Here is a 14,560-nt window from a genome sequence, read left to right as displayed (position 1 = left end):
GTGCGCATTACGTCACGCTGGTCCGGATCCACGAATTTCCACGGCGGACAGGACTTTTTGCGCTGGGCACACTCGCCCCCATGAAACACGGGGTTGACACCCAGCAAAGCAAGAATCGATGCACCGGAGAAGTCTTGTCCTGGCGGGCGCTGCCGCGCCGCTGGGCCTGCTGCTGCCTCATGCGCAGGCGGCGGCCCCCCCGATCCTGATCGGCCGCACCGCACCCCGGCAGGGGCCGGTGGCGGCGATGGCACGCGCACATGCGGCCGGCGCGAACCTGGCCTTCGAGGCCGCCAACGCGGCCGGCGGCATCGGCGGGCGGCCGATCCGCTGGGCAGATCTGGATGATGGCGGCGATCCGGTGCGCGCGCTGGCGCTGGCACGCGCGCTGATCGTCGAGCAGCAGGCCCTGGCGCTGTTCGGCTGTGCCGGCAGCCAGAGCCTGGCCGCGCTGGAGCCACTGCTGCGCGAGCACGGCGTGCCCGCGGTCGGTGCGGTGGCCGTGGCCGATTCGGTGCGCTCGCTGTGCCGGGGCGTGGGCTTCTTCGCACGCGCCGGCCATGCCCAGGAGGCCGAGGTGCTGGCCCGCCACCTGGCCACCGTCGGGCTGCAGCGGGTGGCGATCGCGCACACCGCCTCGCCCTTCGGCCAGGAAGGGCTGAAGCTGATCGGCGATGCGCTGGCCGCGCAGCGGCTGCAGGTGGTGGGTTCGGCCGCGCTGACCGCCGAGGATGCGACCGCGCAGGAGGCCTCGCGCAAGCTGATGGCGCTGTCGCCCCAGGCGGTGGTGCTGTTCGTGCCCGGCAGCCAGGCCGCGGCCATGATGGCCACGGCGGCCGGACTGAAGCGCCATCCGGCCTTCTTCGGCCTGTCGATCGTCGGCGACGACGAGGCGCTGCGCCGCATCGGCCCGCAGGCGCGCGGGCTGGCGATCACCCAGGTCACGCCCAATCCCTGGCGGGAGACCGACCGGCAGATGGAGATCTACCGCCAGCAGGCGCGCGCCGCCGGGGTGGAGATCGGCTACGCCAGCCTGGCCGGCTGGATCGACGCACAGGTGCTGATCGAGGCGCTGCGCCGCTGCGGCGGGCAGCTGCAGCGCCCGCGCCTGACCGCGACGCTGCGGGTGATGCAGCTCTTCGTCGCCGGCATGGCGGTCGACTTCAGCCGCCAGGATCTGGGCGGCTCGCGCTTCGTCGATCTGGTCCAGCTCAGCGAATCCGGCCGGTACCTGGGCTGAACCGCGCCTTCCTACAATCCGGGGCATGACCCTGCCCCCGACGACCGCCCCGCTGGCCCCGCCCTCCCGCCGCCCGATCCGCGAGCTGCCCGACGAGCTGATCAGCCAGATCGCCGCCGGCGAGGTGGTCGAGCGCCCGGCCTCGGTGGTGCGCGAGCTGGTCGACAACGCGCTGGATGCCGGCGCCACCCGCATCGCGGTGCGGCTGATCGCCGGCGGCGTGCGCTCGATCGTCATCGAGGACGACGGCCAGGGCATCGCCGCGGCCGAGCTGCCGCTGGCGCTGCGCCGCCATGCCACCAGCAAGATCGGCTCGCTGCACGATCTCGAGCAGGTGATGACGATGGGCTTCCGCGGCGAGGCGCTGGCGGCAATCGGCTCGATCGCCGAGCTGTCGATCACCAGCCGCACGATGGACGCCGCGCATGCGCAGCGCATCGACGGCCGCACCGGCGAGCTGCAGCCGGCCGCGCGCGCCGTCGGCACGACGGTGGAGGTGCGCGAGCTGTTCTTCTCGACGCCGGCGCGGCGCAAGTTCCTGAAGTCCGACGCCACCGAGCTGGCGCACTGCCTGGAGGCGGTGCGCCGCCATGCGCTGGCGCGACCCGAGGTCGGCTTCGAGGTCTGGCACGAGGGCCGGCTGGTCGAGCAGTGGCGCCCGGGCGACGTGCAGCAGCGCCTGCGCGATGTGCTCGGCGAGGCCTTCGCGCGCGACAGCCGCGAGGTGGCGCTGCAGCTCGGGCCGCTGTCGGTGCACGGCCGCGCCGGCCTGCCGGAGACCGCGCGGGCCCGCGCCGACCTGCAGTACGTCTACGTCAACGGCCGCCATGTGCGCGACCGGCTGCTGGCGCACGGCGTGCGCGCCGCCTACGAGGATGTGCTGCACGGCAGCCGCCAGCCCAGCTATGTGCTGTTCCTGGAGATCGCGCCGGAGCGGGTGGACGTGAACGTGCATCCGACCAAGACCGAGGTGCGCTTCCGCGATTCGCGCGAGGTGCACCAGGCGGTGCGCCGCGCGGTCGAGGCGGCGCTGGCGCCATCGCGCACCTGCACCGCGCCGGCCGGGGCCGGCACGGCCGCAGAGACACCGCCGCCGGCCCCGATGGCGACGTCCGAGCCGGCTCCTGCGCCAGCACCCCGCGCCGAGCCGGCCCTTGCAAACACGCCTCGCCCGGTGCCAGCCTGGCGCGCCCCGGCGCCGGTGCAGGGCCGGCTGCTGCTCGAGCAGGCCGCACGGCTGCATGCCCGCGAGCTGCCGGCGCCGTGGCGGCCGGCCGCACCGGCGCCCGCACCCGCGCCCGCGCCGGCCAAGGAGGCGGCAACCGCCACCGCGCCCGTGTCGTCCCCCGTGCCGGACCGGGTGGCCGCCCCGGCGCCCGCGCCGGAACCCGCCGACGGCGACTGGCCGCTGGGGCGCGCGCTGGCGCAGCTCGGCGGCGTCTATGTGCTGGCGGAGAACCGCCACGGCCTGATCGTCGTCGACATGCACGCCGCGCATGAGCGCATCGTCTACGAACGGCTCAAGCGTGCGGTGGCCGAGACGCACGGCGACGGTGAAGCGCAGGCGCTGGCCTCGCAGCCGCTGCTGATTCCGGTCACCTTCGCGGCCACGCCGGCCGAGGTGGCAGCCGCGGAAACCCATGCCGACACGCTGCAGCAGCTCGGTCTGGATGTCGCGCCACTGTCGCCGGGCGTGCTGGCGGTGCGGGCGGTGCCGGCGGCGCTGCAGGGGGCGGACGCCGCCGCGCTGGCGCGCTCGGTGCTGGCCGACCTGGCCGAGCACGAGGCCAGCACGCTGGTGCAGCGCGCCCGCGACGAGCTGCTGGCGACGATGGCCTGCCACGGCGCGGTGCGCGCCAGCCGCCGGCTCACCGTCGAGGAAATGAACGCGCTGCTGCGCGACATGGAGCGCACCGAGCGCGCCGACCTGTGCAACCACGGCCGGCCGACCTGGCGCCAGGTCACGCTGCGCGAACTCGACACGCTGTTCCTGCGCGGGCGCTGAAGGCCCGCCGCGCGCGGGAGCACGCCTGCGGATTTCGGACCTCAGTCGCTTGTATGTTTCAGACCAGACCAGCGCGGTAGAGTCTGAACGCCGTTGAGGCGGCCAGACCGGACCGTGCAGCCTGGTGACGGCTTGGGCGTTGAAGCCCGTGACTGAGTCGATGGCGCACGATCACCGCGCTGGTCAACCCGAAGCCCGAACGGTTACGCGCACCGGCCTGGCCGAGAGCGCATGCACAAGCAAGGGATCTGTTGACCATGTCTGCTTCCTCAGTGGTGGTGGGCATCGACGTGGCCAAGGCGCACGTCGATGTCGCGGTGTTGGGCGCGCAGTTCGGCGCCCGACGTTTTGACAACGATGCCGATGGGCATTCGGCGTTGGCCGCGGCGCTGCAGCCGCTGGGTGTGGCGCTGGTGGTGATGGAGGCCACCGGCGGCTACGAGGCTGCGCTGGCCTGCGCGCTGCAGGCGGCGGGTTTGCCCGTGGCGGTGGTCAACCCACGCCAGGCGCGTGACTTCGCCAAGTCCATGGGCCGCCTGGCCAAGACCGACGCCATCGACGCGCGCATGCTCGCCGAGTTCGCCAGCGTGCTGGTGCGCCGTGATGACCTCGCCAAGCTGCTGCGCCCGCTGACCGATCCCGATCAGCAGGTTCTGGCCGCCCTGGTCACGCGCAGGCGCCAGTTGCTGACCATGCTGGTGTCCGAGCGCCAGCGCCTGCAGTTGGCCATCGCGGCGGTGCGCCCAGGCATCGAAGCCATGATCGAGGCCATCCGCAAGCAGCTCGACGACGTCGAGGCCCAGATGGTCGAACACGTCCAGGCGCACTACATCGAGTTGGACAAGCTGCTGCGCTCGGCCAAAGGCGTCGGTCCGGTGGCCAGCGCCACCCTGATCGCTGAGTTGCCCGAGTTGGGCAAGCTCAATCGACGCGAGGTCGCAGCCCTGGTCGGCGTGGCACCCATGGCCAACGATTCGGGAAACTCCAAAGGCCGAAGACGGGTGGTCGGCGGACGCTTCGAGATTCGCCGCGTGCTCTACATGGCCACGCTGACTGCCGCACGCCACAACCCCGCCATCAAGGCCTTCTACGACCGCCTCAAGGCCGCTGGCAAGATGCCCAAGGTGGCGCTGGTGGCCTGCATGCGCAAGCTCGTGACCATGCTCAACGCCATGGTCAAAACCAACAAGCCTTGGGACACATCGCTTCACGGCGCTTGACTCGAAAGACGGTTACTCAGTCGCTGACGGTGCGGACCTCGTCGAGGCTGACCAGGCCGGAGAGCATCTTCTCGACCGCATCCTGGCGCAGCGTGCGCAGGCCTTCCTGCAGGGCCTGGCGGTGCAGGTTCCAGGCCGGCGCACCGGCGCGGATCATGCGGCGCAGCTCGCGGCTGACGAACATCAGCTCATGCGCGACCGCACGCCCGCGCAGCCCGGTACCGCGGCAGCGCTCGCAGCCGGCGCTGTGGTAGCGGCGCAGCTTGCCGTCGCGGCCGTGGCGGGCCAGCCAGTCGGCACGCAGCTGCTCGCGCGCCTCGTCGGCCGCCTCGACATGGCCGCCGTGGAAATGGCCCTCGATCCATTCGGCGATCTCGGGCTCGCGTGCGGAGCGGCTCATGCGGCAGCTGCTGCAGAGCCGGCGCATCAGGCGCTGCGCATGCACCGCCTGCAGCGTGTCGCCCAGCAGCCAGCGGTCGACACCCAGGTCGAGCAGGCGCTGCACCGCCTCGGCGGTGTTGCGGCCGGTGGTGGTGGCCAGCACCAGCCGGCCGGCGGCCGCCGCCTCCAGCGCGAGCTGCGCGCTGTCGACATCGCGCAGACCGTCGATCGCGATCACGTCGGCATCGGCCTGCAGCACCGCCTGCAGCGCGGCGGCCATCGGCCGGCCGGAGCGGGCATCGACCTCGATCTGACGCACGCCCGGCAGCGTCGCCTCCAGGCGTTCGCCCAGAGAGACGATCTTGCGCTCGGGCTGGTTGAGCCGGCTCAGCTCGGCCAGCAGCGTGGTGGTGCGCCCGGAGCCGGCCGGACCGACCCCCAGGATCAGGCCGCCGCCCGGACGCTCCAGCAGCGCGCCCAGGCGCTCATGGTCGGGCGCGCTCAGGCCCAGGGCCTCGAACTTCAGCGCCTTGAGCCGGGTCGGCAGGCCGATGACGATGTCTTCCATGCCGCCGTGGGTCGGCAGCGTGGTCACCCGCAGCTCGATGCGGTGCTGCGGCATCAGCCGCGCGAAGGCCAGCCGGCCCGACTGCGGCCGGCGATGCTCGGCCACATCCAGCTCGGCCAGCGACTTGATGCGCGCCATCAGCCCGGTGCGCCAGCGTCCGGGCAGCTCGGTGTGCGGCTCCATGCGGCCGTCACGGCGCAGCCGCACCCACAGCTTGTCCTCGCTCGGATGGTTCTCGATGTGGATGGCGCTGGCGCCCTTGCCCATCGCATCGGCCACCAGCGTGACCAGCAGCTGCTGCACCGGATGGTCACGGCCGCCACGGTGGCCCTCCGCCTCGCGAGGTTCACCCGCCGATCGGGCGCTGTCGGCCGATGCGGGCGTCGACCCGGTCGACGCCGGGGTGGCTGCGGCAGTGGCGACCGGCGTGTCGGCCGCTTCCGGATCGACCGGCACCGGCAGATCGGCATAGGCGCGCTCGATCGCCGCCTTCAGGTCGCCCGCGCCGGCCAGCGCCGGCGCGATCGCGCAGCCGCTGAGCTCGGCGAGCTGCTCGAGCACCGCCTGGCGCGACACGTCCTGCATCGCCACCACCAGCCGGCCGGCACGGTGCACCAGCGGCAGCACCTCCAGCACCCGGGCCGTCTCCAGCGGCAGCCGCGCCAGGGCCTCGTTCTGCGGATGGAAAGTCGTCAGGTTGACGACCGGATAACCCATCTTGCGCGCCATCGCCACCCGCAGCTGCTGCGGCGTGACCCAGTCGCGCTCGAGCAGCACCTCGCCGAGCGGCTGCACCCGCTCGCTGACCTGCTGGCCGAGCACCTCGTGGAGCTGCTCCTCGCGCAGATAGCCCAGCGCCACCAGTGCCTCGCCCAGGCGCACCATCGGCATGCGCGCCTGCTTGTCGAGCGCGGCCAGCAGCTGGTCGGGCGTGACGATCTGGCGCGCGACCAGGATCTCGCCGAGCTTCTGCCCGCGCGAGCGCTTCTGGATCTGCATCGCCTGCTCGACCTGCGCCGGCGTGACCGCGGCCTCCTCGACCAGCAGCGCGCCGAGCCGCTCGCCCAGCACCGCCCGGTCATAGGCCGCACGCGGCAGCAGACTGCACTGGACGGCGCCCCGGTCGTCCAGCGGCATGAACAGGAACAGGCCGACCTCGTTCTCGACATGCCCGACCGTGACCCCGCCGAAGCTGCCGCCCCCGGCCAGATGCACGGTGAAGGGCTGGGCCGGATGATGCTCGAGCACCTGCGCCTGCGCCTCGCTGAGCGGCTCGGCCGGCGCCGGCAGACCTTCGCGGCGCGACAGCGGCAGGATCGGCGCCTGCAGCGTGATGCGACGGATCTGGTCGAAGCGCATCGGCAGCGACACCCGGTCCGGCGGCACCTGCACCCGGGCGATGCCGGCGGCCGGCTCCAGCGCGACCAGCAGTCCGCTCATCAGGTTGCCGCTGCGACCCTCGATCTCGACGGTCAGCGGCTCGCGCTGCGGCTCGGCCGGCGGGTAGGCGGCAAACGGCGGCATCGGCCAGACAAAGGGCGCGGCAGCCGCGCGGCGCGACCGGGCGGCCGGGGCCAGCGCGGACCGCAGCGAGGCAGCGCCCGCCTCGGGGGCGGGCTGGGAGGGAAGCTGGGACAGGTCGGACATGGGCGTTCCAGAAGGGGCGGCAAGGCTCTCGGCGCGATGCTAGGCAGGTCGTCCGGCGGGCGAAGGCCGGAAATGAGCCCCCAATGCGGTGCTGCGGCCCGCGTCCGTACCACGCACCCGGCGATCAGAGCCGGGAGATCAGCCAGGCCAGCTTGTCCAGCGCCAGCCGTGCCTGCGTCAGCGCCTCGGCGGTGCCGCGGGCGCCGGCGGTGGCGGCCGAGATGTCGCGTGCGCCCACGCACAGGCGCAGCGCGGTCAGCGCCTGACCGTCACGCACGCCGCAGACCACCGGCTGACCGATCTGGAAGCGCAGCTGCGCCAGCAGCGGCACACGCTCGCCCGCCTGGGGCTCGCGCATCTGCCGGTACAGCCAGGCCATCTCCTCCGGACGCAGCGGCCGCCAGGACGGTCCCTCGCGCCGGCGCAGCAGGAAGGGAAAGATCGTCGGCTGCAGATCCCAGGAGGCGGTGTCGGCACCGCGGGTGCGCCAGTCGCGCGAGCGTGCCAGCGGGGTGACCGGCAGCGGCTCGAAGACCGGATCGCCGGTCAGCCGCTCCGAGACCGCGTCGCCCCACTCGCGCAGGAAGCCGGACACCGCGGCCTCCGGCACCTCGCGCAGCCGGCGCAGCTCGGCCAGCGCCGCCTCCCAGCGCAGCAGCAGGCCCGGGTTGGGGCTGCCGGGCAGCTCGCGCGCGCCCGGCCAGGACCGGGGCCAGTCGCCGCGGGCGCTGTAGGCCCGCAGCGAGCGCAGCGGCCGGCGCCGCGCCCGCGCCGCCAGCGCCGGCGGCAGCAGCAGCGCCGCGCTGAAGACCGGCCCGCCCAGGAACTTCGAGCCGGTCAGCGCCACGCCGAAGTCCTGGCGCAGGCAGGCCGCCACCGAGGCCGGCGCCAGCCGGAACTGGCAGGCATCGACCAGCACCTCCAGCCGCTCGCCCCAGCGGTGGCGCAGCCGCAGCGCGCAGGCCGGCGACGGCGCCACCAGCCCGGTCTTGGACACATCGACCAGCACCAGCAGGCAGCGCCGGCCGGCGCGCAGGATGCGCTCGGCCTCGGCGGTGAAGTCCGCATCGATCTGCTCGACCGAGCGGGGCCGGCCGTCCATCTCGCGCAGCGCGACGGTGCGCGGCGCCTCCATCGCGCTGCCGGGCAGGGCCAGGCCGGGCACCACCGTCGCGCCCTGGGCGCTGCGGGTGTTGAAATGGCGCGCGGCCAGCGCCTTGGGCACGCCGCTGCCGGTCTCGGCCGGATCGGCCATCAGCGCCTGCAGCGGCGCGGCAGCCTCGTCGCCATCGGCCAGAAGCTGGCTGGCGATCAGGTGCAGATCGGTGCCGGAGGCCGACAGCACCACCTGCGTGCCGGGCACCTGGTCCGCGCCGGAGAGCGCCAGCAGCTCGGCGCGCACCCGGTCGACCTCGCCCGGCCAGCAGCCCGGATCGGCGCCCAGGCGCAGCATCAGCCGCGAGGCCGCCTCGAAGCCGCGCGCCGACACCACCGACGCGGTCGACGAGCCCAGCGCGATCAGCCCCGGATCGGGCCGGGACGGACAGCCGTAGAGGTTCAGGCCCTGCGCATCGAGCTGCAGCCGCGTGTCGCCGCCCTGCGTCAGCCAGTAGGCGGTCGCCTCGGCCAGCTCGGGGTCGTCGATCAGCGTGGAGGCGGTGGCCATGGCGGCATGCGAGCGGGTGGACAGCAGGGTGCGCAGGACGATGGACGAGGCGCGGTGCTCGATCTGCGCTCTCATCGGCCGGCCTGCCGTGCCAGCAGGGCCCGGAAGGCCTGCCTGACACGCCGCATCGCCGGATGCTTGTACGGGAACATCTCTTCCGGATCCATCGAGTGCACCACCGCGCCCGGATCGACCTCGAAGACCAGCAGCCGGCCGTCGGGCATCTCGGCGCAGTCGATCACCAGATAGTCCAGACCGAAGCGCGCACCGATGCGGCTCAGCGCCTCCGCATGGCGTGCGCCGAAGCCGGTGTCGAAGCCGGTCATGAAATCGGCTTCCTGCTGGCGCTTGAGCGGGCAGTCGGTCATGCCGGCGTTCAGGTAATGCACCATCCAGTGCGAGGACACGCCCAGATGGCCGGCAAAGGCCTGGCCATCGACCAGCACGACGCGGCACTTGCGAAACTGGCCGTCGGCGCCGCGGTAGTCGATGAAGCTCGACAGGTAGAAGGCCTCGCCGGCGGTCGCCGCCAGGTAGCCCGCCAGCGCGGCCGGCGTGTCGACCTTCTCCAGGTCGTGACCGGCATGCGAGTCGAGCGGGCGGATGATCAGCGGCCAGGCGGCATCGGGCAGCAGCGTGCCCAGCGGGCGCCTGCCCTCGGCCAGCTCCTGCAGCACGCCGCGCTCATGCAGCGCGGTGGCCGGCATCAGCAGGCCCGGCACATCGTGCAGCATCTGCCAGGCCTCGTCGCGCGAGGTGTGCAGGATGGCGCCCGGCCGGTTGACCTGCCGCAGGCCCCAGCGCGCGCGCTGCGCCTCCAGGCGCGACAGCAGCGGGCGGCTCGCGGCCGACTCCGACACCGCGGTCCACACCACATCATGCGGCGGCAGCGTCTCGGGCAGCGGCTCGCCCGGCAGCAGGTAGAGCATCGACAGCTCGATGTCGCTGCCCTCGCACAGGAAGGGCAGCGGCGCGTTCGTCATCAGGTCGCCGGGCATCATCAGCGCCAGCAGCCGCAGCGGCCGGCCCTGGGCCGGCGGGCACGGCGCCGCCAGCCGGTACAGGCGGCTGACCTGCAGCGCCTGCGCCTGGGTGGCCAGACCGACCTCGCGCAGGCCCTGCAGGAACAGCGCAGTGGAGAGATCCATCAGCGCCTCGGCATCGTCTTCATCGGCAGCGGCACGATCGATCAGCGCCTGCGCCAGCGGTCGCAGGTCAGTGCCGCGAAAGGCCTGCGTCATCAGCGTGGCCAGACCCAGCAGCGGCTTGCGGGTGGCGATCGGGGAAGCGGTCACGGTCATCGGGAGCTTTCGTCGGAAAGGATCGGCAGGCCTGAACCGGACACCCGCGCCTGCCGCAGGCGCAGTCGTCCGAAGTGATGCAGGGCCTCGAGCAGCAGGTCGAGATCGGCCTCGACGGTGCGGTGATTGACCAGCGCGACGCGCACCGCGGTGCGCCCGCCGATCGTGGTGGTGGACGGTGCGGCCACGCCGCTCTCGTGCAGGTCGGCGACCAGCTCGGCGTTGAGCGCGTCGAGCGCGGCCTCGTCGAGAGGCGGGCCGTCGGCCAGGTCCGGCGCCGCGCCGACATAGCGCAGGCAGACGATGTTCAGCGCCACCGGCGCGAGCCGCTGCAGCCGCGCGTCGGCGTCGACCCGCTCGGCCAGCCGGCGCGCCAGGCGGCAATTGGCCTCGATCGCCGCGCCCAGGCGCTCGCGGCCGTGGGCCATGACGGTGAACCAGACCTTCAGCGCCCGGAAGCCCCGCGACAGGTCGGGGCCGAGATCGCAGGGCCAGGGCGAACCCGCCGCCAGCCCGCGCGGATGGCGCGCCAGATAGGCCGCCGGCGAGGCGAAGGCCGCCAGCTGCGCCGACTGCTCGCGCACCAGCACGAAGCCGGCGTCGTAGGGCACCTGGCCCCACTTGTGGAAGTCCAGCGCCAGCGAGTCGGCCCGCTCGATGCCGGCCAGGCGCGGCGCCAGCGCCGGCGACAGCCGCGCCAGCGCGCCGAAGGCGCCGTCGACATGGAACCAGAGCCGCTCGGCCGCGCACAGCGTGGCCAGCGCGTCCAGATCGTCGATCGCGCCGACATCGACCGTGCCGGCGGTGCCCACCACCAGGAAGGGCCGCAGGCCGGCGGCACGGTCCGCCGCCAGCATGCGGCGCAGCGCGGCGACATCGATGCGGTGGTCGGCGTCCACCGGCACCCGGCGCAGCGCCGCGCTGCCCAGCCCGGCGATCGCCATCGCCTGCGCGACGCAGCCGTGCGCGGCCGCGCTGGTGTAGGCCACCAGCCTCAGGCCGTCCGCGCCCAGCCCGTCGCGGCGCGAGTCGACGCCCAGCGCGCGGGTGCGCGCCACCAGCACGCCGATCAGGTTGGCGGTCGAGGAGCCGGTCACCAGCAGGCCGGAGGCGGTGTCGGGAAAGTCGAACAGCTCGCGCATCCAGTGCACCACCTGGCGCTCGACCTCGAGCGGCATCTGGTCGCGCCCGCCGACATTGGCGTTCAGACCGGCGGCGAGCATGTCGGCCAGCAGGCCCTCGGGCGTGCCGGCGCCCTGCACCCAGCCCATGAAGCGCGGATGCGCGTTGCCGACCGCATGCGGCAGCACCTCGGCCAGGAAGCGCTCGTGCAGCTCGGCCACCGGCACCGGCCGCGCCGGCAGGGGCTCGCGCCAGCGCGTGCGCAGCGCCGCGGGAATCGGCCGCCAGACCGGCTGCTCGCGCAGCGTGCGCAGGTGGCCGATCATGTCGTCGAGCATGCGATGGGCCTGGGCGCGGAAAGCCTCCCAGGCAGCCGGATCGGCAGGATCCAGCGAAGTCGGCTGGATCGGCAGGGTCGGCAGGGTCGGGGAACCGGCGGCGGTGTCAGTCATCGTGACACGAGGTTATTTGCCGGATCGGGAAAACATTAGGAGGATGAGAACGGGAAAGTCGGCCCGCCACGACGGATCGCGGCAGGGCACAGGGCTTGCTGGACAATCGCTTCATGAGCATGCCCGCCGCCCTGCCCCGCCCGCTGCTGGTCCATCAGGCCGACCTGATCGCCACCTTCGACGACACCCGCCGCGAGCTGCGCGGCGCGAGCCTGCTGATCCGCGGCGAGCAGATCGCGGCGGTCTACGCGGCGGGCGAGGTGCCGGCGCCGATCCTCGACGAGGTGCGCGCCTGTGGCGAGTTGATCGACGCGCGCGGCCATGTCGTCACGCCGGGGCTGGTGAACACGCACCACCACATGGTCCAGTCGCTCACCCGCGCCGTCCCTGCCGCGCAGAACGCCGAGCTGTTCGGCTGGCTGAAGACGCTCTACCCGATCTGGGCCGGGCTGACGCCGGAGATGGTGCAGGTCTCGACGCAGGTGGCGATGGCCGAGCTGCTGCTGTCGGGCTGCACGACGAGTTCGGACCATCTGTACATCTACCCGAACGGCGTCACGCTCGACCACCAGATCGAGGCAGCGCAGCAGGTCGGCATGCGCTTCCACGCGGCGCGGGGCAGCATGAGCGTGGGCGAGTCGGCGGGCGGGCTGCCGCCGGACCACCTGGTCGAGCGCGAGGAGGCCATCCTGGCCGACACGCAGCGGCTGATCGAGACCTACAACGACAACGGCCGCTACAGCCGGCTGCGCGTGGTGGCGGCGCCGTGTTCGCCGTTCTCGGTCAGCCGGGAGCTGATGCGCGACTCGGCGGCGCTGGCCCGCAGCCTCGGCGCGCGGCTGCACACCCACCTCGCCGAGAACGACCACGACCTCGCCTACAGCCAGTTCAAGTTCGGCATGACGCCGACGGAGTACGCGGAGAGCGTGGGCTGGCTGGGCGAGGACGTGTGGCACGCGCACTGCGTCAAGCTCGACGCGCACGGCCTGGCCCGCTTCGCCGCGACCGGCACGGGGGTCGCGCACTGCCCGTGCAGCAACATGCGGCTGGCCTCAGGGATAGCGCCGGTGCGGCGGATGCTGAACGCGGGCGTGCCGGTCGGGCTGGGCGTGGACAGCAGCGCGAGCAATGACGCGGCGCACCTGCTGAACGAGGCGCGTCAGGCGCTGCTGCTGGCGCGGGTCGGGCGGGCGATGCAGCCGCCGGAAATGGACGCGGGCGGCGTGCTGCGCTACGGCTGCGACCTCGGGCCGGCGGAGATGACGGCGCGGGATGCGCTGGAGATCGCCACGCGGGGCGGCGCGAAGGTGCTCGGCCGGGATGACATCGGGCACCTGTCGGTGGGGATGGCGGCCGATCTGGTGCTGTGGCCCACGGGAGGGCTGGCGATGGCCGGCGGCGCGGTGCATGACCCGCTGGCGGCGCTGCTGCTGTGCGCGAGCCCGTCGGTGGCGTGGAACATCGTCGGCGGGCGGGTGCTGGTGCGCGAAGGCCAGCTCACGACGCTGGATCTGGGGCCGCTGGTGGAGCGGCATGATCGGTTGGCGGTGGGGTTGGTCGCGGGGTGACAAGCGTAGACCTGAAATGGAAAATTCTATATGCTGGCTGGCCTTGCGGCGGCGTATCGGGTTACGCATGCAAAGCAAGATTTTTAGCTATTTATACGAAAGAGAAAATGCAGACTCAAGAAAAAAATCAATCTCAGCGGGAAGTTGCGCCGGAGAATTACATGACTAGCGATAGTCTCCTCCGCCGATACACAAATATCAGTGCCCTATTGCATATCCTTCGCAGCCAGAAAATAACTCTGCTCGACCCAAATAACTGGGAAGACAAAAATGACTCTCACGGCATGTCCGTTTTCAAGGAAAAGAAAAAACTAAAGACCGTTCTTGGCCTCTGCTTCACAGAAACAGTTGAAACGTACCACCACTGGCATGTCTTCGCCAAAGACGCAAGTGGTGTCTGCATCACATTTAACAAAGATAAACTTCTGAAGCACATAGACAAATCGAAGGGGTTCGACTACGGGCTTGTCGAGTACAAGACGCTAAGCGATTTACGAGCAACATTGCCACGAATAGATGACCTTCCTTTCATTAAAAGTTCCGGCTACTCGGATGAATGTGAATTTCGCCTAATATTCAAGAGTTCAACTCGTGAGCTTCGCTCGAAGGACATCAGTATCTCTATCGATTGCATAGCCAAAATCCACCTTAGTCCATGGGTTCCAAAAGCAATGGTTAAAAGCCTTAGAGAAACCATCTCCTCCATTCCTGATTGCGACCGTTTAAACAAGTACATTTTCCGCTCTACGCTGACGGGAAACAGTGAGTGGAAGGAGTTAGTCAGTGCAGCGATCTAAAAATTCCGTTGAGCAGGACCGCTTACAAGGTACCCTGGTCGGTTCCCTCCACGGCTTCGCCGCTACGGTAGACCCCCAAGTCAAGCGGTCAATTGCAACTATCTAGAAACTAAATGCCCACCCGCCTCGGAAAATGCCTCTGCGGCGGCGTCCGCTTCCGCCTCACGGCTGAGCCGATTGCCACCAGAATCTGCTGGTGCCGCGACTGCCAGCATCTGGCGGCCAACGGCACGGTCAACATCATGGTGCCGACCGCCGCCCTCGACATCGACGGCCCGACCAGCGAATACACCAGCACCGCCGACAGCGGCAACACCATGCGGCGCCGGTTCTGCCCGACCTGCGGCTCGTCGCTGTTCGCCAACTCGTCCGCACGCCCGCAGTTCACCGTCGTGCGCGTGGGCACGCTGGACGATCCCTCGTCCGTCAAGCCGACGATGAACATCTGGACGAGCAGCGCGCCGACGTGGGCCTGTCTCGATCCGACGCTGGAGCAGGTGGAGCGGCAGCCCAGGGCCGTTCACTGCTCCCTGACGCCCGCATAGTTGAGCACGAGATCAAGGCAAAGAGCGTTGCGGTAGAGGGCCTGGGAG

General features: G+C 71.4%; 10 protein-coding genes. 6 read left to right on the top strand and 4 right to left on the bottom strand.

Features of this window, described 5'->3' with window-relative positions:
* Positions 1–118 precede the first annotated feature (118 nt).
* The 3 genes from NFT33_RS03990 (at position 119) to NFT33_RS03980 (ending at position 4,465) form a co-directional block, all read left to right on the top strand.
* Positions 119–1,240 carry an ABC transporter substrate-binding protein gene (locus tag NFT33_RS03990; protein ID WP_251673334.1) on the top strand — a complete coding sequence of 374 codons (1,122 nt, stop codon included), beginning with the start codon at positions 119–121 and terminating at the stop codon, positions 1,238–1,240.
* Between the two features lie 25 nt (positions 1,241–1,265).
* Positions 1,266–3,245 carry a DNA mismatch repair endonuclease MutL gene (gene mutL, locus NFT33_RS03985; RefSeq protein WP_251673332.1) on the top strand — a complete coding sequence of 660 codons (1,980 nt, stop codon included), beginning with the start codon at positions 1,266–1,268 and terminating at the stop codon, positions 3,243–3,245.
* 257 nt (positions 3,246–3,502) lie between these two features.
* Complete coding sequence (locus tag NFT33_RS03980) at positions 3,503–4,465, top strand: IS110 family RNA-guided transposase (protein WP_251673330.1); 963 nt, start codon at positions 3,503–3,505, stop codon at positions 4,463–4,465.
* A gap of 16 nt (positions 4,466–4,481) precedes the next feature.
* On the opposite strand, the gene NFT33_RS03975 is transcribed toward NFT33_RS03980, so the two are convergent.
* The 4 genes from NFT33_RS03975 to NFT33_RS03960 form a co-directional block, all read right to left on the bottom strand.
* The gene (locus NFT33_RS03975) at positions 4,482–7,061 is read right to left on the bottom strand and encodes a GspE/PulE family protein (protein WP_251673328.1); all 2,580 of its coding nucleotides are present in this window, start codon (positions 7,059–7,061) and stop codon (positions 4,482–4,484) included.
* 124 nt (positions 7,062–7,185) lie between these two features.
* Entirely contained in the window at positions 7,186–8,802 is a 1,617-nt protein-coding gene (locus tag NFT33_RS03970) for a hypothetical protein (protein WP_220786303.1), read from the bottom strand.
* Positions 8,799–10,022 (bottom strand): ATP-grasp domain-containing protein, encoded by a 1,224-nt coding sequence (locus NFT33_RS03965; RefSeq protein WP_251673326.1) that lies wholly within the window; start codon positions 10,020–10,022, stop codon positions 8,799–8,801. Before NFT33_RS03965 ends, NFT33_RS03970 begins: the two co-directional genes overlap by 4 nt.
* Before the next feature lie 2 nt (positions 10,023–10,024).
* Positions 10,025–11,602, bottom strand: a complete 1,578-nt coding sequence (locus NFT33_RS03960) for a pyridoxal phosphate-dependent decarboxylase family protein (protein WP_251673324.1) — start codon at positions 11,600–11,602, stop codon at positions 10,025–10,027.
* Between the two features lie 113 nt (positions 11,603–11,715).
* On the opposite strand from NFT33_RS03960, the gene NFT33_RS03955 reads away from it, so the two are divergent.
* The 3 genes from NFT33_RS03955 (at position 11,716) to NFT33_RS03945 (ending at position 14,512) form a co-directional block, all read left to right on the top strand.
* The gene (locus NFT33_RS03955) at positions 11,716–13,170 is read left to right on the top strand and encodes an 8-oxoguanine deaminase (protein WP_251673322.1); all 1,455 of its coding nucleotides are present in this window, start codon (positions 11,716–11,718) and stop codon (positions 13,168–13,170) included.
* Positions 13,167–13,967: a DUF2971 domain-containing protein gene (locus NFT33_RS03950; RefSeq protein WP_251673320.1), complete on the top strand. Its 801-nt coding sequence runs from the start codon at positions 13,167–13,169 to the stop codon at positions 13,965–13,967. Before NFT33_RS03955 ends, NFT33_RS03950 begins: the two co-directional genes overlap by 4 nt.
* A gap of 113 nt (positions 13,968–14,080) precedes the next feature.
* Positions 14,081–14,512 (top strand): GFA family protein, encoded by a 432-nt coding sequence (locus NFT33_RS03945; protein ID WP_251673318.1) that lies wholly within the window; start codon positions 14,081–14,083, stop codon positions 14,510–14,512.
* Positions 14,513–14,560 lie beyond the last annotated feature (48 nt).

Source organism: Sphaerotilus sp. FB-3 (genome assembly GCF_023706025.1).
Taxonomy (GTDB): Bacteria; Pseudomonadota; Gammaproteobacteria; order Burkholderiales; family Burkholderiaceae_C; genus Sphaerotilus; species Sphaerotilus sulfidivorans.
The sequence above is the reverse complement of the archived record's forward strand: the minus strand, read 5'-3'. Positions and strand labels throughout refer to the sequence as shown.